At 40.5% G+C, this 20,652-nt stretch carries 16 protein-coding genes; 6 read left to right on the top strand and 10 right to left on the bottom strand.

Annotated elements, in window-relative coordinates; all coding sequences use genetic code 11:
- Window positions 1-3: 3 nt before the first annotated feature.
- The gene (locus tag IQ264_RS18330) at window positions 4-1,245 is read right to left on the bottom strand and encodes a M20 family metallopeptidase (protein ID WP_193982245.1); all 1,242 of its coding nucleotides are present in this window, start codon (window positions 1,243-1,245) and stop codon (window positions 4-6) included.
- 233 nt (window positions 1,246-1,478) lie between these two features.
- Entirely contained in the window at window positions 1,479-2,312 is an 834-nt protein-coding gene (gene menB / locus IQ264_RS18325) for a 1,4-dihydroxy-2-naphthoyl-CoA synthase (protein ID WP_193982244.1), read from the bottom strand.
- Between the two features lie 675 nt (window positions 2,313-2,987).
- Here menB and IQ264_RS18320 point away from each other — a divergent pair.
- Both IQ264_RS18320 and IQ264_RS33040 read left to right on the top strand, forming a co-directional pair.
- Window positions 2,988-3,530 carry a tetratricopeptide repeat protein gene (locus tag IQ264_RS18320; protein ID WP_193982243.1) on the top strand — a complete coding sequence of 181 codons (543 nt, stop codon included), beginning with the start codon at window positions 2,988-2,990 and terminating at the stop codon, window positions 3,528-3,530.
- Between the two features lie 135 nt (window positions 3,531-3,665).
- The gene (locus IQ264_RS33040; protein ID WP_228061636.1) at window positions 3,666-4,658 is read left to right on the top strand and encodes a polysaccharide lyase; all 993 of its coding nucleotides are present in this window, start codon (window positions 3,666-3,668) and stop codon (window positions 4,656-4,658) included.
- Window positions 4,659-4,978: 320 nt separating this feature from the next.
- Here the strand turns inward: IQ264_RS33040 and IQ264_RS18310 are convergent, their stop codons facing one another.
- Both IQ264_RS18310 and IQ264_RS18305 read right to left on the bottom strand, forming a co-directional pair.
- Window positions 4,979-8,149 carry a right-handed parallel beta-helix repeat-containing protein gene (locus tag IQ264_RS18310; protein WP_193982242.1) on the bottom strand — a complete coding sequence of 1,057 codons (3,171 nt, stop codon included), beginning with the start codon at window positions 8,147-8,149 and terminating at the stop codon, window positions 4,979-4,981.
- Between the two features lie 408 nt (window positions 8,150-8,557).
- Window positions 8,558-10,807: a glycosyltransferase gene (locus tag IQ264_RS18305; protein ID WP_193982241.1), complete on the bottom strand. Its 2,250-nt coding sequence runs from the start codon at window positions 10,805-10,807 to the stop codon at window positions 8,558-8,560.
- Between IQ264_RS18305 and IQ264_RS18300 the strand changes: the two genes are divergently transcribed.
- Window positions 10,799-10,990, top strand: coding sequence for a hypothetical protein (locus IQ264_RS18300; protein ID WP_193982240.1), 192 nt, complete (start codon window positions 10,799-10,801; stop codon window positions 10,988-10,990). The two genes, IQ264_RS18305 and IQ264_RS18300, sit on opposite strands and share 9 nt — an antisense overlap.
- Window positions 10,991-11,149: 159 nt before the next feature.
- Here IQ264_RS18300 and IQ264_RS18295 read toward each other — a convergent pair whose 3' ends face one another.
- From IQ264_RS18295 to IQ264_RS18285, 3 genes are all read right to left on the bottom strand, one after another.
- The gene (locus IQ264_RS18295; protein ID WP_193982239.1) at window positions 11,150-12,562 is read right to left on the bottom strand and encodes a nucleotide sugar dehydrogenase; all 1,413 of its coding nucleotides are present in this window, start codon (window positions 12,560-12,562) and stop codon (window positions 11,150-11,152) included.
- A 936-nt stretch (window positions 12,563-13,498) separates the two neighbouring features.
- Window positions 13,499-14,944, bottom strand: coding sequence for an HlyD family secretion protein (locus IQ264_RS18290; RefSeq protein WP_193982238.1), 1,446 nt, complete (start codon window positions 14,942-14,944; stop codon window positions 13,499-13,501).
- A gap of 52 nt (window positions 14,945-14,996) precedes the next feature.
- Complete coding sequence (locus tag IQ264_RS18285; protein WP_193982237.1) at window positions 14,997-15,314, bottom strand: DUF3067 family protein; 318 nt, start codon at window positions 15,312-15,314, stop codon at window positions 14,997-14,999.
- A 327-nt stretch (window positions 15,315-15,641) separates the two neighbouring features.
- Between IQ264_RS18285 and petC the strand changes: the two genes are divergently transcribed.
- The 3 genes from petC to IQ264_RS18270 all read left to right on the top strand — a co-directional run bounded on the left by petC (window position 15,642) and on the right by IQ264_RS18270 (window position 17,639).
- Window positions 15,642-16,181 carry a cytochrome b6-f complex iron-sulfur subunit gene (petC, locus tag IQ264_RS18280; protein WP_193982236.1) on the top strand — a complete coding sequence of 180 codons (540 nt, stop codon included), beginning with the start codon at window positions 15,642-15,644 and terminating at the stop codon, window positions 16,179-16,181.
- Between the two features lie 204 nt (window positions 16,182-16,385).
- Window positions 16,386-17,318, top strand: coding sequence for a cytochrome f (petA, locus tag IQ264_RS18275; protein ID WP_413470359.1), 933 nt, complete (start codon window positions 16,386-16,388; stop codon window positions 17,316-17,318).
- Between the two features lie 105 nt (window positions 17,319-17,423).
- Entirely contained in the window at window positions 17,424-17,639 is a 216-nt protein-coding gene (locus IQ264_RS18270; protein ID WP_193982235.1) for a DUF6887 family protein, read from the top strand.
- A 27-nt stretch (window positions 17,640-17,666) separates the two neighbouring features.
- On the opposite strand, the gene IQ264_RS18265 is transcribed toward IQ264_RS18270, so the two are convergent.
- From IQ264_RS18265 to IQ264_RS18255, 3 genes are all read right to left on the bottom strand, one after another.
- A complete protein-coding gene (locus IQ264_RS18265) occupies window positions 17,667-18,038 on the bottom strand; it encodes a hypothetical protein (RefSeq protein WP_193982234.1) in 372 nt (123 codons plus the stop codon).
- Between the two features lie 42 nt (window positions 18,039-18,080).
- Window positions 18,081-18,464, bottom strand: coding sequence for a papain fold toxin domain-containing protein (locus tag IQ264_RS18260; RefSeq protein ID WP_193982233.1), 384 nt, complete (start codon window positions 18,462-18,464; stop codon window positions 18,081-18,083).
- 221 nt (window positions 18,465-18,685) lie between these two features.
- Entirely contained in the window at window positions 18,686-20,275 is a 1,590-nt protein-coding gene (locus IQ264_RS18255) for a glycoside hydrolase family 57 protein (RefSeq protein WP_193982232.1), read from the bottom strand.
- Window positions 20,276-20,652 lie beyond the last annotated feature (377 nt).

Below are 20,652 nucleotides of genomic sequence, written 5' to 3'. Positions count from 1 at the left end.
CAATTACCAATTTTCAAAAAAATACTTTTCTACACAACGCACAAATATTTCGACACCCATTCCTAACACAGTTTCATCAAAATCAAACCGGGGGTGATGATGCGGAAAAGCTAAATTTAAACTGGGATTAGCAGAACCTAAAAAGAAATAACAACCTGGTACTTCTTGCAGGAAGTAAGACATATCTTCTGCGCCCATTGTTTGACATTCTGGTACTATTCCTGCGGGAGTTTCAACCACATTTACTGCTACAGACCTAACTAATTCTGCAATTCCTGCATCATTAATTGTTGCTGGATATTGTTTGCGGTAATCTAGTTTATAATTTGCGCCATAAGTTTGGCAAATTCCGCCAATAATTTGTTCCAATTTTTGGGGAATCATTTCACCTACTGCGGGATTAAAATACCGCACTGTTCCCCCAATTTCCGCTTTATCTGCAATCACATTAAATGCAGTACCAGCATGGAATTTTCCGATGGTTACAACTGCTGAATCAATGGGGTTAACATTGCGGGATACAATAGTTTGTAAATTATTAACTATTTGGGCAGCAACTAATATTGAATCAACTGTTTGATGAGGCATTGCCCCATGTCCACCTTTACCAAAAATTGTACAAGTAAATGCTTCGGTAGCTGCCATTAATGCACCTGTCCGCACACCTACTGTCCCCATTGGTAGCACGTTCCACAAATGTAAACCAACGATCGCATCAACATCGGGATTTTTTAATACTCCCGCTTCAATCATCGGTTTTGCACCACCTGGCCCTTCTTCTGCGGGTTGGAAAATAATTTTTACTATTCCGGTAAAAATTTGCCGATGTTGGTGAAGAAAATAAGCTGTTCCTAATGCAATGGCGGTGTGTCCATCATGTCCGCAAGCGTGCATAATGCCTTCATGTTGCGATCGATAACTCACCTCATTTTCTTCTTTAATAGGCAAAGCATCCATATCCGCCCGAATCGCTAAAACTTTCGCTTTTCCAGATGTTTCGGAACTTAACTTTTCCCCTTTAATAATCGCAACAATACCTGTCTGTGCAATCCCAGTTTGATGCTCAATTCCCCATTCTGTTAACTTTTCTGAAATAAATTCTGAAGTCAACTTTTCCTTAAAGGCAAGTTCAGGACGTTCATGTATGCTTCTGCGCCATGCCACCAGCTGAGGCTGTAATTGTCGAATTTCTAGGCGAATTCGAGACAAGTCTACGTTAGGAGAATTGGGTAATGTGGATATCATTTCTAAAACTTTAATAGGAGAAATTTTGGGTTTGGATATGGATTTTTGGTTCAGATTTTTTGCTGCTTAGTTAAAGCAGTCTTCTGTTCACACCGCTAACTTCCCTGTACTATTGGGAGTTCTTCATACAGCTTAACACGATTAGTCGTTGTCATTACAAGTCTGATTTATGTAAAGTAGAGACGTTGTATACAACGTCTCTACAGCTAAAAACGCCTATAGGGTTAATTCCTTTATGGTAGCCAAGGATATTGACGAAAATCTGGTTTACGTTTTTCCAAAAATGCTTGTTTTCCTTCCGCTCCTTCTTGGGTCATATAATAAAGTAGAGTGGCATTTCCGGCTAATTCTTGTAAACCTGCTTGTCCATCACAATCGGCATTGAAAGCAGCTTTTAAACAACGAATTGCGATCGGACTTTTTTCCAGTATCTCCTGTGCCCATTTAATCCCCTCCGCCTCCAACTCTGCCACCGGAACCACACAATTAACTAACCCCATTTCTAATGCTTGATTAGCATCATATTGCCGACATAAAAACCAAATTTCTCTAGCTTTTTTCTGCCCCACAATTCTAGCTAAATAACTCGCACCAAAACCGCCATCAAAGCTACCAACTTTCGGCCCCGTTTGACCGAAAATCGCATTATCAGCAGCAATTGTTAAATCGCAAATAATGTGTAAAACATGACCACCGCCGATCGCATATCCTGCCACCAAAGCAATCACAACCTTCGGCATCGATCGAATTAAACGTTGCAAATCCAACACATTCAATCTTGGCACACCATCATCATCAACATAACCAGCATTTCCCCGGACACTTTGATCCCCACCTGCACAAAACGCATATTTCCCATCAGTATGCGGCCCAGCGCCAGTAAAAAGTACTACACCAATATTCCTGTCTTCACGGGCATCACAAAAAGCATCGTAAAGTTCAAAAACAGTTTTTGGTCGGAAAGCATTACGTTTATGAGGACGATTAATCGTAATTTTAGCTATCCCGTCCATTTTGTGATACAGAATGTCTTCGTAGGTTTTGACAGTTTGCCATTCAACTTGCATAGAAATGATATAAATATCGACTCAACATAAAGTATTATCTGTCCTGAAAAGCCCCTACTGACTAGCAATTCTTACAGGCTACCAACTGTTGACAAATATTTGTTGCCTGTTTCCTGTTCAGGAGTTCCCTTTCCTGACTAAAACGGGACATTTTAGACTTTTAGCCCCGCCCTCACGCCGAATTCGATCGGACAATTTTGTTGATTACCCTTAATAGCATATATTACATATTTTGTCAATTAGTAAGCCTCTAATGAGTCAGGACTTACGCACCCAGATCCTCCAACCCCCTTCCCAAGCGGGGCTAATTCATGGTCAACAGAGAAATTGATTTGTGAAGGAGAGATAATGCAAACAACGGAAAAATCATCTTTCCCCTTGTCCCCTTGTCCCCCCATCCGTTTAATTTTCTTTGATGACCATGAATTAACCCTGCTGGGCTAGGGGGGATCTCATACTGCTCGACAGAATCCGGAAAACCTGGTTTTCCTTGATTTTCAACTCTTAATGTGACTCCGAACAAATACACAAAGCAGCCATCAATCAAAAACGAGGATGTACGGACAAAAAAAACCGAGTCAAGCTGCCATTTCTTACGATGTCAGCCCAATCTAAAAATTTGAAAATGGAGACATCATCAAATAGTGATTAAAACTTATCCCAAGGAGTAGTGCAATGTTAGTTTCTCACCAATTTTACCAATCAGGTGTTGATCAAACATATACTTATCAGGTGTTGCACAACCAGGGATGTTTATTTCTAAGTACAGGAGATTTTCAAGAAGCACTTATATGTTTTGAGCAAGCAATTGCCATCATGCCCAACCAAGCTGATTCCTGGTATCGCCGGGGAGAAACGCTGGCAAATCTTGCTGATTACACAGCAGCGTTGTTCAATTTTGGCCAAGTTTTAGCATTAGATCCGCAACATCAACAAGCCTGGGCATTTCGCGGAACTGTTTTGATATTTCTCGAAAGATATAGCGAAGCTTTGGAAAGTTTCGATCGTGCTTTGCTTCTCAATCCAAAAGATTCAGAAACCTGGGTAATGCGGGGAGTTGCTTTACAGCGACTCAATCGTTATAAACAAGCATATAGCAGCTACGATCGGGCATTGGGTATCGAAAGAAAACCACTGTTAACACAAATAATCGAACCAATCTTATCCCTAATTACACGATTTGGAAAACGATCGTCATCAATTCTGCCAGCTAGATGACTTGAATTGCAGTGGAAAACAATCAAAATAATCAGCGAGAGAGGGAAAAGGCAAATATTGTCTTTTCCCTCTTTCTATAGATATCAATCAATGCCTAATTCCTCATAAAATATCTATAACCATTTAAGCTATTTTATGAAAATACAACACTCTTTTTTAACCAACAAAAAGCAAAAATTTTTAAGTATTTGCTTATTGTCTCTGGCGTTATTCAGTTGCACTCAACCCACAGACACAAAAACAGTTTTTTCTAGACCTTCATCTCTCCCTGAAAAACCAACAGATGTCCCTAAAACTTCATCGCATTCCACCAACCCCAAAGTTGCACCAGAACCAATCTCATCGCCCACAAAAGAAGCAGAATCTCAATCTTCAGAAAACGCCAACTCTGATAGCAAAGCATCTCTTTGGTCAAATAATTTTACCAATACTAATTGGATGGAAGAATGGGGGGTGAAAAAACGTGCGTCTTGGGGCTTAAAAAATATCGAAGTCATGGATAATTCCCAAAGTAAATTTACTAAATATTTGAGAGTACGCTATCCAGCAGAATCAGCTAGTCCCACAGTCACCAGAAAAAACGAAGCCCCTGTAGGCGGCGCTCAATTTTTCGCAAACTTAAATATGCCACCCCGCGATGCTTTGCGCTTAAGTTACTACGTAAGATTTTCTAATAATTTTGACTTTGTGAAAGGTGGCAAATTACCTGGATTATTTGGTGGTAATATGAACACCGGAGGCAAAATTCCTGACGGAACAAACGGCTTTTCTACCCGCTATATGTGGCGGCGCAACGGTGATGGTGAAGTTTATGCCTATCTCCCTACCAGCACAGAACATGGTACTTCATTAGGTAGAGGTAACTGGCAATTTCAACCAGGAAATTGGCATTTCATTGAACAAGAAGTAATCCTCAATCAACCAGGGAAAAATGATGGTCGAATTAGGGTTTGGTTTGATGGTAAACAAGTACTAGAACAGGATGAGTTAAATTTTCGCACTACCAATAAATTACAAATTGAAGGCATTCTTTTTTCCACTTTTTTTGGAGGCGGAGATTCTTCTTGGGCAACTCCCAAAGATGTGTATGTAGACTTTGCTAATTTCTCTGTATCTTCCGTGAATTAGTAAATAACGCAAGTTGCTAATTATTAATTCTTTCGGAGTTCCCCTCGTGAAGTTAATAGCGAAGCTTCCGCTGGTTCCCCCCTTATTAAGGGGGGTTAGGGGGGATCTAAGGCTGTGATTACTAGGTTTTGATCCCCCCAACCCCCCTTAATAAGGGGGGCTAAGAAAGAGTCAGACTTCTAACTAGCAACTTGAGTTAAATAACAAAAAGGTACGTTGTGGTGAAGACATCGCCACAACGTATCTAGATAAAAAATAAATCAGGATGCAGGTGAATTTCTCTTGCATCCTGATTCTTTATTTAAGCTCCCAGTTCATAATTAAACTGTTGAAATTGGAGAGTAAACTCGATATGGTTTAGTTATTCCTTGAATAACATTTCCGGCGATCGTATTTCCAGAGTTAGAAACGTTCTTTTCTCCAATACCCCATTTCGCTTGGTCAATTGGGTTATTGACGATCGTATTTCCTGACACAGTATTTCCTGTAGAGAAGGTAGTAGTATCATCATCATCAATGTAAATTTCTGCGTAGCCGCCCTTAAGTGCTTGCGAGTTATTTAGCAGTTTGTTACCACTGACAATATTGTTAGAAGATGACCGGAGGCGAATGCCATAAGTGCCATTATATTCCACAATATTGTTCTTGTATTGGTTGTTGTCACCTAGATAAGAATAGATCCCACTGGTTTTGTTGTACTTGGAAATATTGCCTTCAAACAAATTGTAATCAGAAGTGCGCGATAAATCTATTGCCCCTGGTTGAATTGTAATTCCGTTACCACTTCCACCAATACCATTGTAGGTAGCAACGTTGTTAAAGAAGTTTGTATGTTGGGTAGCAGTTACAACATTAATCCCATGACGTTTGTTGGAATCAGCAATATTGTCCGCAACCAAAGAATACTCTAGATTATCAATGGTAATTCCGTCTTGACCGTTATGGTCTGATAATGAATCTTTGATTGTTAATGCAACTGTGGGAATTGGAGCATAAGCATTTTCGTGAGGATCGAAACCGTAGTAGGCAAAGTTAGTTACGCGCAAGTCTTCAAAATTGCTATTGCCATAAGTGCCAAAGTTACCGTAGGCATTCTTAGTTGAAGTTTGATTGCTCTTGTTACCGTCTAATTTCAGATGACGAATATTTTGATTGTAGAAGCGAGGAACTGCTAAGTTTTCTTCTGAAGAGTGTAGTGCAGAACGCAACATTCCAGCATCGTCAAATTCAACATTATTTGCTTGTTTAAGAACAGTACTCCAACCTACACCAGAAAGAGTAACGTTATCGTATGTCAGCAAAACATTATCAGAAATGTTGAAAGTTCCAGGTAAAAGTAATACTGTACCGCCACCATTCTTTCCGACTTGTGCGATCGCCTGATTAATCACCACTTGGTCATTACTACCAGTAGCAGTGAAATCAGCACCACCTTTATTTCCAGTGTCTTTCGCTGCCACCGCAACTGTGTTCGCCGCATCATGAGGTTGGAAAATCACACTGTATTTTTCATCATTATCGTAAATCGGATTACCCGTCATTTCCCCCGGTTTTACATTTACAAAATAAGTACCTGCCGCCAAAGTTTGGCTAATTAAACCGTCTGTATTTCCACTATCACTTTCCGTCCAAGTAGTACCTTTATTAGTCGAAGACTTCACAAGTGAACCATCACTATTCAGCAGTCGAATCGTAGTTCCCCCTGCTAAACCATTAAGGAATATGCTCACAGTTTCTTGCTTACCGAGAGTAAATTTATAGAAGTCATTAGCATCTAATTGCCCAACATAATCAGTGAACTTTTGGTAATCAGTTAAACTGCCAATATCACGAGCAGCTTCCTTCGTATTGCCAGCGCCATCGTTAGCTTTGTAGTCAACTTTTACATACTGAGGAGCTTGACTAACTCCCGCTAAAGGATCGCCTACTGCTGGGTCCCAAATAGTCCTACCTGTTTGATTAACACTGTAAATTTCTTTAGAATTTAGCCCTTGAATTCGGCTTGTTTTGTATGTTCCTTGAATCGTGTTGTCTTTATAAATGTTGTAGTCGTTACCCGGAGCTTTTTCTTCTATTCCGTACTTCGCAACTACTGATTTGTTATTCAGGATAGTATTGTTTTCCGCAACGTTGTTAGTTGAGTAAGTTGTTTGGTTGGTAGTTGTATTCAAGTAATGGTTAACCAGCAATTCGCTGTAACCTTTGTTCTTAGATTGTGAGTTATTCAGCAATTCATTTTCCGAAATTGTGCTGTTGGATGCACCTTTCAAATGGATGCCAGCTTGACCATTTTCTTGGCTGATATTATCTTGAATTTTGGTTCTATTGGCTAACTCGACGTAAATACCATCAACTTTGTTAAACTTAACGGTATTACTAACTAAAGTGTTGTCATCTGAAGTAGTGGTTTTATCAGAACCAGACTGGACAACAATTCCTCGATAACCATTGTTAGTGACAACATTGTTACTAATAGTATTGAAGTGAGAGCCAGTTACGATGTTAATTCCATGTCGTCCATTAGAATCACTGATGTTGTTTGTAATAGTTGAATTTTGACAATCATCAATGGTGATTCCATCTACATCATTATGATCGGCTAAGTTATCTTTAACCGTCAATCTAATTGTTGATTGTCCAGCATCGCTATTTTCGTGGGGGTCAAGTCCGTAATGCTTAAAGTTGAAGACGCGCAAATCTTCAAAACTACTATCTTGATAAGTTCCAAAGTTTCCGTAGGCGTTTTTATCAGTTGTTTGATTTGCTTTATTTCCATCCCAACTCATGTGACGGAAATGCTGATTAACAAACAAAGGTTTATTTTTATTTAATTCCCCTGAACCGTAAGCGGAACGAACCATTCCCGCATATTTAAATGCTGTATTATTCGCTTGCTTTAATTTGGTGTCCCAACCAACGCCAGTTATTGTTACGTTGTCGTAGACAACCATAATATTTTGGGAAATATTGAAGGTTCCATCTAACAGTAATACGGTTCCGCCACCAGCTTTGCCAACTTGTTCGATCGCTTTATTAATTTCCTCTTGGTCGTTAGTACCATCAGTTAAAATGTCCGCACCACCCTTATTTTTTGTAGTCGAAGATGCTACGGCAACTGTATTTGGTGCATCATGCGGCTGGAAAATTAAGCTATACTTATCTCCTTGGTCGTAGAGGGGATTTCCAGTGATTTGATCGACGTAAGAAACTTTAACTTGGTAATCACCAGATGCTAAAGTTTTGGTAATTAATCCCCCTGTTGTCCCACTATTATTCGCCGTCCAAAGTGTGCCTGAATTTACTGAACTATCAATCAGCGTTCCGTTATTATCAAGGAGTTCTAATTTTGTACCTGCTGACAAACCACTGAGAAACATACTGACAGTTTGTTGTTGTCCCAAACTGAACTTATATAAATCAGTTGGATCGGAGCTACTAACAAACTCACTCTGCTTGTTGTAATCGTTTAATGAACCTAATTGAAATTCCATAATTCACCTGCAACTTAATTCGCTGATTTATTACCAAAAAGACTGTTTTTAGAAAGAGGTTAAATAGAAAAAAATTATTTTCCTTTTAACCTTTTAGCCTGGGAGTAGGCTAAGTAATAAAGCTTTTGTAGGGCTAATATTTAGTTTTCCTGTAGCAGTGCAACCTGTTGCTCTAAACTGGTGCTGAAGTAGAACTGACATCTTGCACTTCTGAGGCGGAGCCTCTATTTCTCGTTACCAGGTTGAACCTGGTAACGAGGGTTGGGAGGTTCTACCTCCTGACTGGAGCAAGATTTAAGTAGAAGAAAGAACAAAAAAACAAGAAAGTAAGAGAACGCTAAAGCAAGTTTAGCTAGGCTTAGTAAGCTATTTTCGTAACACTTAGTAGAAAACCTTTTTAAACTGCTTTCAAGATAAGTTTGCGGGTAGATTTACTCCTTGAATAGTTGTATTTACCGCGTTCTTCAGAGAAATTTGTTCATCTAAGCAGAGATTTTGTGCGATCGCATTTGCTGTGCCAGAGTTTGCACAATTAAGATTGCCCTCGATCGCTATATATTCGGCATTTACACTCTCGGTATTGTTGAGAACTAAAGCGTGAGGCTGACTCTGTTCAAACTCAATATTTCTCAGCGTAACTTTGTCCGCTCTATCTAGCACAATACTGTCTACTTTATAGTTCAATACTGTTTCTGGCTTTGGTGGAACAACTGCCAGAGAAAAACGGCTCAGTTCAACATTATGTACTCTAGGAATAGATGAGTTAACTACTGAATCTATCCCAATCTGGGAATTACTAGCCTTGACATCTTTACTCAGGTTGGCTGGTTTGATAGTAATAAAAGAGTCTGGAACTTGTTCAGTTACATGAGCTTTAATCACTGTGCGTCCAGCACCTTCACCTTTAATAATGATATTGCTGTGGTTAATTTCTACAGGACGGAACAAATCTAATTCACCAATAGGTAAATTAACTTGAATTAAGCCTTGTTCAGGTAAACTAGCAATCAATTTTTGCAGTGCTGCACCATCATCTTTACCGTCATTAGGTAGCACACCGTAGTTAATAGCTTTAACAATTTCCGTTGGTGTAGGTTTAGCTTGCACATTAAAGTGCCACCAAAAGTTAGGAATGTCATAAGCTGGACTAAACACCTTAGCTATTGAACATAATAAAATCGTAAAGCCAAACAATTGTGCATAGTAAAGGAAGTTAGAAGTGCTCAGTTTCAACCATTTACCAAAACCTGTACCTGCAATATCACTTTTTTGGTTGCCACGATTCGACCATTTTTGCTTTGCCAAGTTCATCTGTGTATAAATTTTGATTAGTGATGAACTCCACTGCGAGGCAAGCATATATATAATATGAACTGGTCTGAGGTAATCATCTCTACCGATCGAAAAGAGGATTAAACTCAAAGCACGAGTAAAGACAAGCCAAAAAAAGATTAAACCCAATTGTATCCAGTTGCCTGTTAGAAGATAAACAATTATTAATCCAGGCGCAATCAAAGAAGTCCAAATACTCAGCCTTTGGTCAAGGATAGAATACCAAATAAACCAACCGACTTTATTCGGCCCCAGGGCAAGGGCACGGCTACCATTACGTAGCATATTTCCGAACCAACGCCGCATATTTTGATAAGCACGCATTGGTACAGATCCAGAGATGGTTTCGATCGTATCAACCATCGCATCTGGAACGTACATCATGTCGTATCCAGCTTTTAGTGTCCAGTACCAAGTACTTTTGTCGTCACCAGACAGGAATTTAAATTCGCCCCACAACCAGTCGTTGAGCATATCCTTTTCTAGCAAGTCAGCGAAGCTAGGATTGAGTGCAGCTTCGGCTCTAAATAAGGAGAAACGCCCTGTCAAACACAACACTTTTTTAGAAAGTGCGTGCGAACACATATACAAATGTCTTTGAGCAAATCGTAAAAATAACCATTCTTCAAAAAACTTGGAGCCTAAAACTGTGGCACGTTCATCAGTAGTTAATGCACCCATTTTAGGGAACATATTAAAGAATGGTAAGCAACCTTTGAGGACACCAGGATTAATAACAGCGTCTCCATCCATCAAACCAACAATGGTGTTTTTGGGTGGGTTGGAACGAGCTAGTAATCTTAAACCTTCTGCTAATGCTTTTCTTTTCCCACCAGCTGGATCAAGCATTGGCAGATATTTAATGTATTGGTGTTCAGGGTCTTCTTCGTCGAGGATTTTACCGATCGCTTCAATTTCTTCAGGTGTAGTAACGACAACAACCATTGTCGGATTAATCAGACTTTTAGCATTATCTGCGATCGCCCGAAATACTTTGTCTGTAATCCAAGGTGTCTCTTTAAAAGTCGGGACAATTAAACAAGGTGTGGGTAATTCTTCTAAGGGTATTCTGTTAGCTTTGCGTCGCCAACGAGCAAATACCCATTTGCGATAATACCAACTCCGAAGTAACTGAAAGCCAAACCAACTCCACCGAATTGCTCCTAAAGTTCCTATTGTTAGTACTGCCCATCCACCATAGACAGCTGTTTGTAACTGAGGACTTAAGTAGTAGAGTCCAGCAAATCCACCAGCAGAAATCAACAGTAGTGCCAGTAAATTGAGGTAAAATTTCGCTGTCGTCCAAGGATTTACAGTTTGATTCATAATGGCTTTCTAGCCGGAATTTCTAGACTCGGCTCTTGGGAATGTGGCGATCAAATTACAATTAATCAAAAAGATGTAGAATTACCCTGTTTAGCTGTCACAAATCTAAATTACTTAGCTTTTTCCCATGTAGAGAAAGGGAATTTCTTGATTGTTTTTCTAGTTTGTATCACTCTAGCCTAATTACCAAGAAAATTAGCGACTCTACAAACCAACCTGTCTTAAGCTGATAGGCATTTAATTTGCACATTTGGGAAAGATCGGAACACCCTTCAAACCCTCTTCTTTTCTCCACTGCCGTCTCAACAAGCAATTTAAATGACTAACAGCTTATGCCCTAAACTAAGCAGCGACAGGAGAAAGAACTGTTTCCTCAACTGCTACAGGAGAAAGAATTAGTTCCTCAACTGCTACAGGAGAAATAACTGGTTCCTCAACTACTACAGGAGAAATAACTGGTTCCTCAACTACTACAGGAGAATATAGTTCCCAACGAGACAAATCTAAAACAGGCAGCTGACCATAAAGTGAAGACATCACCGCACTAAACACAGGATGTTGCTTAGAAAGCACAATCCCATCACATTCCTTCAGTACTTGACTCAAATCTGAACTTACCAACTGATGGATTTGGGGCAACTGCCGTTCCAAATACTCCAGATTGCTACCCAACATCTTATCAATTTGCACATCTGGGTCATAAACCATCATTGGTACACCATCACGCCACAAATCACGAATCAGTGCAATGATGGGGCTTTCCCGCAAATCATCTGTACCGCCCTTAAAGCTTAAACCCAAAATCGCGATCTTTTTGGCTTTCATTTCATGAACTTTAATCCGTGCTGCCTCAATGTGCAAAGTATTAGAAGGCAGAATCGAATCCACAATCGGTACTTCCACACCCAAACGACGTGCATTGTACATTAGCGATCGCAAATCCTTCGGTAAGCAAGAACCACCAAACGCAAATCCCGGCATCAGATACTTCGGTGAAATATTCAGCTTATAGTCTGCACAGACCAATTGCATAATCGCATGGCTGTCCAAACCTAAAGCATCACCAATCCGACCGATTTCATTAGCAAAACCCACTTTCAGTGCATGGAACGAATTGTTAATCACCTTCAACAATTCCGCTTCTTCCAAACCAACATGATAAATTGGCGCTTGAATACTTTGATACAAAGCAGCTACGAAATCACCACTAGCAGGATCTAATTCTCCAATCACTGTGTAAGGTGGTTCGTAGAAATCTCTAACAGCTGTCGTTTCCCGCAAGAATTCTGGGTTAATCGCTATACCAAAATCTTTTCCAGCTTGGCGATGAGAATATTTTTCGACAATTTTAGTTAACAGATTCCGCGAGACTCCGGGAAATACTGTACTCCGTAACACTACTACATGATATTTGTGAGAATTTTTTAATCCTTCTCCTATTTCACGGGCGGCACTTTCGATGTATGTCATCACTGGGGAACCGTCTGGGGCGCTAGGTGTTCCCACACAAATCAGTGATACATCTGCCCAAGCTACATATTCCTTGCCACTGCTGACTGCTTTGAGGTTGCCTTTTTTGATTCCTAAAGCAATTAAATCGTCTAGTTCTGGTTCAACAATCGGGCTCCGTCCCTCGTTGAAAGCGTTAACTTTTTCAATATTGGTTTCTACTCCAATTACTTCGTGACCCATTTCGGCAAAGCAAGCTGATACGACTGTACCTACGTATCCTAAGCCCCAAACCAAAATTCTCATAATCAGACCTTCTCTATGTTTATACAGGGATGAAATGTTTGTCAGATGACTTGTCAGATTGTTTGTCTGCGCTTGACTGTAAGAATACTGAATTTTCTAGTTTTTTGTTAGCTTTTTTCCGCTTCTTCACGAAAACATTACAATTTGCTTTTATCTGCTAATACTGCTTCACAAGAAATACACAATTAAGATAGTTGAAATCACTGAAATATTGAGGATACATTTTATCTACTACTTAGGGCATAATCCTTTTGAAATAGGCATTTCAGCGTTATTTATTACTTAGTTAATAATTCAATAAGATAATAATAAAAATAACAAAAAAAATCTACAAAAGGATTTTTTGTAAAGCAGAGATTGGCAGATTTAGCGAAAACAAAAAATCCCTCCTTTGGTGGAGGGAAGACATAAAGAGAGTTAGTAAGGAACCTTAGAAAACTAATTTCAAGAGAAGTCTCTGGAAAGATTTACTAGTTTAATAAAATAACTATGCTTAAACTCTTCTTCCTCACAATTTGTTCCTTTGGGCAGATATTTTGTTGGTTCGGATTTGCTATTTCCAGTTTTACTCATTAAAATGAATAGTATGTTTATACAGGGATGAAGTGCTTTTGCCGATCGCTTTCAGACGGTTGTCTGTGCACATCTGTAAGATTACCGAATCCCTTTTCTATTTACCCAAAAGCATATATAGATTTTCGTAAGGCAAAGTGACAAGAAGACAAGGGGACAAGGGGACAAGGAGACAAGGGGACAAGGGGACTCTTGGGAAGTTCATCTAAAACTTTCTCTTGAACTCAAAACTCAAAACTTCTTTTCTCACTCAAAACTCAAAACTCAAAACTTCCCCAGTCCCCAGTCGATGGCGGTCCCCAGTCCCCAGTCGCTAAAACAAGGTTTTCCACCACAAATACAACAGACCTTATATAGTTTTCCTCAACTTTGACCAGGTAAACGAAAATTACTCAGACCCAAACTTTGCCAATTAGGTAAATTGATGGCTTTTTTCTGAAAAGTTAGACGAGTTAACTGTCCTACGCCACAAAACTGATTTGATTGGCTGTATTGCGGCGGTGGAGGAATTCTCACTGTTACCCTTGCTAGAGGTTGTCCTGCTAAATTGGGAGGCACGCTGGGTGAGAGAGCTTGCGCTTGAGTAGATGGCAATTGCTGAGCGATACCTTGACCGCTAACAGGCTGAATTAAGTCTATTTCTCCGGCAATAATTTCGGGATAACCTGCTATTTCTACGCTGACGGGTTTCTGCGTTTGCAGGCTGCTGACTTCGCTAGCGGGAACTACTGCTTCCACCCAAAGTTCGTTGCAATCTAACATGGTCAAAATTGCTTCGGTCCGATTGATTTGTTCTCCAGGTTCGCGATCGGTTTTGTAGACAATTCCCGCAAATGGTGCAGCTACTTCGTGATCTTGACGAGCTAGATAGCGTTTAGCAGTACTGACTGGTTGAAGAATTGAATTAGGTTTAAAAGCTTGAGTTTGTTTGAGCCGTTCCCTGGCAGTCTCTACTTGGGTTTTCAGGGTATTAACTAACACATTCTGGGTCTGAATTAACTGCATTAACTTGGTGCGCTGATCCAAAAGGCTGGTAATGTTGTTATTCATAGTTACGCCTGTTTGGAAAGCTTGCAAAGAATTTTTAGCAGCTGTCAAATTTGCCTGTGCTTGTTGGACTTCGGCGTTTGCTGAGAGCCAAGAAAAACGTAACTGATCGACTTTTTGCTGCGGGACAATACCATCTTTGACTAACTGTGCATAGCGTTCATAATCTAAACGAGCCGCCGTCGCTTTTGCTTTAGCTGCATCTAAAGCGGCTTTAGTTTGAGCTACTTCTCGATCGGCTAGTTGTACATTCACTTTGCCTAACGAATTATACTGTTTGTCTATGTCAAATAATTGACTTTTGAGTATTCCTAGAGTTTGTTGAGCAGATTCTAATTGGGAGACATTAGTCTGTAGTTCACCTTCAATTTGCAGACGTTCTTGCTGAAACTGATTTTGTTGTTGTTTTTGGTCTTCTTGGGTGCGTTCGATTTGCAAACGAATTTGTTCTTGCTGAGGGCTAGGATCGATACCAATGCGAGCTAATACTTGTCCCGATCGCACTGATACACCAGGTCTGGCATAAAAAGCTTTCACATTGCCATCGATCGGAGAGCGTAATTGAGTAGTCCGACCATTAATTAAGCCATTTTCCACGATGTAATGTGTCAGTCGATAGGAAATTAAACTAACACCGATACTAGCAGCCCCCAATCCCAACAATACGAACATCGAACCCACAGCCAATCTTCGCCAAGGAATCGGTTGCTTTGGTTGGACAGGCGTACCGAATGACTCTTTAAGATCAATTTTTTGTACCATGATTTACATTCTGCTACTAATGAACATTAAGAATTAGGCAAAAATCAGCTTCTTAGATATCTTCAATCAGCCACTCTGATGAAAGTTCACCCAAATCTATGGGAATACTGACCGCTTTACCCAAGCGGGGACGATCGCGTGTCTGTTCAATAAAATCTTGCACCTGTAAAGTAGCACCCCAAGCTACCAGATAGCTGACAACTACATCTAAACGTGCCATATATTCCGCCTCTGTTAGAGGGAAAGACGCTTGCTCTAAATACTTCCACATTATTTGGAGAAAAATTTTGCCCTGAGTCCGCCTTAGTTGTATATCGTAAGAGCGTCCCCACTTATTGAGCAATAGTTGGCGTAAGTTTGCTCCGGTCATGACCTACTTAAATAATTAAAGGGCTTTGATCTTCATTTCGGCTATCGGTCTAAAGCGAGACTTTTGGGTGAGGACAGAGAACTCCTGAACGGGTAAGAGGTGAACAAAATTGTCCTAGCGAATGGTTGGTAGTCTTCATGTCAACAAATTATGAGAGGGGTATCAAAAAATGTAATAATACCAGTTGAACGTTGTAAACCAGTTTCTCAAAGGATTTTTGAGAGATTGCCCTCACGGGAAATTACACTTCACCATCCCAATTCTGAAAAGTTTTGGGGTGAGATCTATAGGGTTGTTAACTAAAAGATACAGACTCCAACATAGGTTATGGCTCAAATTTCGGGATCTGCTGACGTGCCTGATATGGGTCGTCGTCAGTTTATGAATCTTCTAACTTTCGGCACTATTACAGGAACAGCTTTGGGGGCACTGTATCCAGTTGTCAAATACTTTATTCCTCCAAGTAAAGGTGGTGCTGGCGGCGGCGTAATTGCTAAAGATGCTTTGGGCAATTCAATCTCAGCTAGCGAATTCCTTGCTACTCACAATCCACGCGAGCGTTCTTTGGCTCAAGGACTCAAAGGCGACCCGACATACATTGTAGTCACAGAAGACAAACAAATTGCAGATTACGGCATCAACGCCATCTGTACCCACCTGGGCTGTGTCGTTCCTTGGAATATCGCAGAAAACAAGTTTAAGTGTCCCTGTCATGGTTCCCAGTATGACAGCACTGGTAAGGTAGTCAGAGGCCCTGCACCTCTGTCTCTGGCATTGGTTCACGCCAAGGTAGAAGATGACAAAGTTAGCTTTACACCTTGGACAGAAACCGATTTCCGCACTGGTGAAGAGCCTTGGTGGGCATAGAAATTTTAGATTTTAGATTTGGGATTTTCGATTAATTGAGCAAGTCAAAAATCTAAAATTTAGTAATTGAAGCCTTCAATGTATTGATTAAAAGCTTGTCACAGAATTTATTTGTCACAGATGAAAAAAGCTTGTTTAACGGCGATGTTGGTGAATAGCCAAAAAGCGATCGCCTCTGGCGCTGCGGTTCGCGCAATCGCCAAAATGTTCTTAGTGGCGATCGCCACTGTAGGACTTTTCCTGACCTCCGATCTTGTCGTACCTCAATCTGCTGCTGCATACCCCTTTTGGGCACAACAAACCGCACCCGAAACTCCTCGTGAACCTACAGGACGCATCGTTTGCGCTAACTGTCACCTAGCAGCTAAATTCACAGAAGTAGAAGTTCCTCAGTCTGTTCTCCCAGACACAGTATTTGAAGCAGTCGTTAAAGTTCCCTACGACACCGCAGCACAACAAGTACTCAGTGATGGATCTAAAGGCGGTTTGAACGTCGGCGCTGTATTAATGTTGCCTGAAGGCTTCAAAATTGCCCCTGAAGACCGGATTCCCGAAGAACTGAAGGAAAAAGTCGAAGGGCTATACTATCAACCTTACAGCGAAGACCAAGAAAACGTTGTCATCATCGGACCTTTACCCGGAGATCAATATCAAGAAATTGTCTTCCCAGTCCTCTCTCCCGATCCGAAAACTGACAAAAACATTCACTTCGGTAAATATGCCGTTCACGTAGGCGGAAACCGGGGACGTGGACAAGTTTACCCCACAGGCGATAAGAGCAATAATAACGCTTACAATGCTTCTGCTGCTGGCACAATCTCTAAGATTACCACAACTGAAGATGGTGGCTCGGAAGTGACCATTCAAACTGAATCTGGTCAAACTGTAGTCGAAACAATTCCTGCTGGCCCAGCATTAATCGTTACTGAAGGCGAAACTGTAAGTGCAGGCGCACTTTTAACCAATAACCCCAACGTTGGCGGTTTTGGTCAAGATGACGGCGAAATTGTGTTGCAAGATCCTAATCGCATTAAGTGGTTAATGGCTTTCTTTGCGGCAATTATGCTTTCCCAAACTTTCCTCGTTTTGAAGAAGAAACAAATCGAAAAAGTACAAGCCGCAGAAATGAATTTCTAAGTTTGGCTTTTGAGTCTATTGGGAAAATAACTAAAAAGGCGGGTAATTTGCCCGTCTTTTTTTTCGGAAAGTTCAGTGTTACATTTACCAATGGAGGTATGTAATATGAGCAGACCTAATTTCAAAGTAATGAGTCAGAAAGATTTACAAGCTTATGTTCTTGCTCATCGAGACGATCGAGAAGCGTTTTATGCTTATGTGGACAAACTACACGCGGAAGCTAACTGGATTGAAATGCCACCATTAGAATCACCTGAAGATTTGGATAATTATCCTGAGTTTGTTGAACGTATTCGTAAAAATTCTGATGATAATTCTTGATTGGTGAAATTAGAGCGATCGCATATTCTACGAACTTCTAACAATCTCCTCTTTCTCCACAATACCCAATCCATCTTCACCTAAACCATCACCAGAAGAATTTCGATTAATAAACTCATCTAACAATCTAAAAAATTCATCAAGTGCTTTACTTTCATCTTCAGAGTAAAAAAGAATTATATTAGCCCAAGATTGGCTAGTCTGCACATTAAATTTTTTTCTTATCCACTCAGGAAACTCCATAAAATCTCGTTCTTGTTGAGTTGGTTCTTCTCCTAACCCATATTTAGCCACACTGTAACCAGATAAAAAAGCCTGAAGACAAATAATTGAGCGTCGTCCTAAGTACATTGAAGGAGCTTTTTTAATTTTCTCGATCAGGTTATATAAATCGTGCATTTTATACCTCAATAATTTCCAAAGAATTGTTAACTTTGCTGTTCAAAATACCTCTTCTATAATCTGGAAACTTCCCATACTCAGTTCTATAGTAGGAGATGTAAAATTTTTTAGCCACTCTTGCCGAGTAACTCCGCTAGGATCTATATTATCAAAAACAATTTCTTGCTCATCAATGGCAATTGATATTCCTTCATGGTAGCCATTAGTAGCAATTTGTTGTTCACGTCGCAAATCATAAATCACCGACCAAGGTAGGTCTTTTCTTCCTAAATCAAGCTTGATCTGCTTACCTTTTACGTTATTAACCATCAAAAATTCTTTGATAGCCTGACTACATTCAACACATTGGAAAATGCCATATTGACTAGCAATTTTAGTGATTCCTTCTCGAATTTTATTTAAACTATTCGGATTTAAACTCAAAGTTAAAACTTTGCCCCATCTCGATAAATGGAAGGATACTTTTAGAATGTTATCACTAAAATTTTAAAAACCGACTTCCTGGCAATGAAAGAGAAAGGATATGGGTGATAAAAAATTGGGTTTCTGACAATGAAAGAGAAACCCAGTTGCTTAAATTTTGGAATTCAATAAAGCAAGTTTGCGTAGCCTATCGTAGGCATTTGCAAACCAAAAAACAGGAATTAGCTCGATCGATAAGTGCGATAGTTAATATTGGGGAAAATATTGTCTATTCCTTCAACCTTTTGCAACCAACCGCTATCGATTTTCCCAGCATTGATATCATCATAAAGCTTATTAAAGCGCATCAAATGCGATCGCGTCCGGCGCACAGCATAAGGAACCATCGTCCCAGTTCGCATAATAAACGCCCAATCAGAAGACTGCGCCAACAACAACTCCCGCGCCGCCTGATTCAGAGCCCGCCACTCCAACTCATCAGCAGGTTCCCGCTTAGCCAACTCAATCATTCTCTCAGCAGCTTTATGCAAATAAGGATAAATCCAAGCATTAGTTTCATTCAACCAATACTCATGGAAACCCTTATAACCCCAACTCGACTGAGCCAGCCGAACCACTTGTTGAGTTGGATAATTCCGCAGATAATCAGCTAAATGAGTCATTTCATAAGCATTTTGGTCATGCCAAGACTTACGAAATAAAGAATCCAAAAACCAAGGGCCTTCGTACCACCAGTGACCGAACAATTCTGCATCATAAGGAGAAAGTACGATCGGTCTTTTCTGCATCACATTATATAGATGCCTCACCTGCTGTTCGCGGTTGTACATAAAATTCCCCGCGTGTTCCCCAGCCTTTTCCCGCGCCCAATAAGGATCGTAAAGAGCTTTCTCTCCCAAACCTAAGCCCCGACCAGTGATTTTATGATACTTAATCCCAGTATTCTTGCGCTGACCATTAGGCATAATGTAAGGCTTGATATATTCATATTCCGCCTCCCAACCCAAATCCTTATAAAACTCCCGATATTCAGGATCACCAGGATAACCCAACTGAGAAGACCAAACCTGGTGCGAAGATTCATGATCCCGACCAAAAGCCGCAATCCCCGACTCCGTAAACACCGGAGTATAAGTCCCAAAACGCGGACGAGGGCGGCCATAAAGCATCGCGTGTCCATCAATAATGAAATAGCGTAAACCAGCATCAGCCAGCATCCGCTCCAAACCATAATAATAAGCACATTCCGGCAACCAAATCCCTCTAGCCGGACGACCAAAACTTTCCTCGTAATGTTCGCAAGCAACCTTAATTTGCGCCCAAACTGCTTGCGGGTACATATTCATTAAGGGCAAGTAGCCGTGAGTCGCGCCACAAGTGATGATTTCTAAATTATTGCTATCTTGATATTCTTTAAAAGCCTTCACCAAATCGCCGCCATAACGTTCCCAGTACTCACGAGTGTTCTGAAAATCCTGAGCGTAGAACTCTGACAAGTACTTCAGATGACCATGATGACGGTTATGTTCGATTTCCTTTTCCGCTAGTTCTTGTAATTTGCCTAAGTGATGGTCATATCGTTCTTGCAGGAGAGGGTCACGCAGCATAGACACCAGAGGCGGTGTCAGCGTCATAGTGATTTTGAAATCTATACCGTCTCGTTTTAATCCCTCAAATATGCGTAACAAAGGAATGTAAGTTTCTGTAATGGCTTCATAAAGCCACTCTTCTTCTAAGACATAATCACTCTCAGGATGCCGCACAAAAGGTAAGTGGGCGTGAAGAACAAGGGCAAGGTAGCCAATAGCCATAGTAAATAAGCCGTGTTGAAATAGGGTCAAACTGCGGCAGTAAAGGGAAGCTTTTGCAGTATTTTAAGATTTTAGTCGAAACCAGCCAGAGAAGAGAAACCTAGTAGCTACTTTGCTAAAATTTGCTGATTTTGTGGGGACTGGGGACTGGGGACTAGAGGAAAGTTTTGTTAGCGTAGCGGTGCGTAGCACGTTTTGAGTTTGTAGGGGCGGGTGAGAGCAGATAATTTCGTTATCACAGCAGAAGAATCAACAGCAAAACCCGCCCTGGAGAGAGTTTTGAGTTAGGAATGGAGAAAGGCAATAAAGGCAGAAGACATTAAGGAAAGAAAGGGTAAAAGTGATATTTTCTCCCCATCCCCCGATCTCCCCATCTC

The sequence above is a fragment of the [Phormidium] sp. LEGE 05292 genome (assembly GCF_015207735.1).
Taxonomy (GTDB): Bacteria; Cyanobacteriota; Cyanobacteriia; order Cyanobacteriales; family Aerosakkonemataceae; genus Floridanema.
Note: the sequence above shows the minus strand (reverse complement) of the source record. Positions and strands in the feature narration are given on the sequence as shown.

Excerpts from the sequence above, each read along its gene's own strand:
- IQ264_RS18330 (WP_193982245.1), bottom strand. The coding sequence starts at position 1,245 with ATGATATCCACATTACCCAATTCTCCTAACGTAGACTTGTCTCGAATT.
- menB (WP_193982244.1), bottom strand. The coding sequence starts at position 2,312 with ATGCAAGTTGAATGGCAAACTGTCAAAACCTACGAAGACATTCTGTAT.
- IQ264_RS18320 (WP_193982243.1), top strand. The coding sequence starts at position 2,988 with ATGTTAGTTTCTCACCAATTTTACCAATCAGGTGTTGATCAAACATAT.
- IQ264_RS33040 (WP_228061636.1), top strand. The coding sequence starts at position 3,666 with ATGAAAATACAACACTCTTTTTTAACCAACAAAAAGCAAAAATTTTTA.
- IQ264_RS18310 (WP_193982242.1), bottom strand. The coding sequence starts at position 8,149 with ATGGAATTTCAATTAGGTTCATTAAACGATTACAACAAGCAGAGTGAG.
- IQ264_RS18305 (WP_193982241.1), bottom strand. The coding sequence starts at position 10,807 with ATGAATCAAACTGTAAATCCTTGGACGACAGCGAAATTTTACCTCAAT.
- IQ264_RS18295 (WP_193982239.1), bottom strand. The coding sequence starts at position 12,562 with ATGAGAATTTTGGTTTGGGGCTTAGGATACGTAGGTACAGTCGTATCA.
- IQ264_RS18290 (WP_193982238.1), bottom strand. The coding sequence starts at position 14,944 with ATGGTACAAAAAATTGATCTTAAAGAGTCATTCGGTACGCCTGTCCAA.
- IQ264_RS18285 (WP_193982237.1), bottom strand. The coding sequence starts at position 15,314 with ATGACCGGAGCAAACTTACGCCAACTATTGCTCAATAAGTGGGGACGC.
- petC (WP_193982236.1), top strand. The coding sequence starts at position 15,642 with ATGGCTCAAATTTCGGGATCTGCTGACGTGCCTGATATGGGTCGTCGT.
- petA (WP_413470359.1), top strand. The coding sequence starts at position 16,386 with ATGTTCTTAGTGGCGATCGCCACTGTAGGACTTTTCCTGACCTCCGAT.
- IQ264_RS18270 (WP_193982235.1), top strand. The coding sequence starts at position 17,424 with ATGAGCAGACCTAATTTCAAAGTAATGAGTCAGAAAGATTTACAAGCT.
- IQ264_RS18265 (WP_193982234.1), bottom strand. The coding sequence starts at position 18,038 with ATGCACGATTTATATAACCTGATCGAGAAAATTAAAAAAGCTCCTTCA.
- IQ264_RS18255 (WP_193982232.1), bottom strand. The coding sequence starts at position 20,275 with ATGGCTATTGGCTACCTTGCCCTTGTTCTTCACGCCCACTTACCTTTT.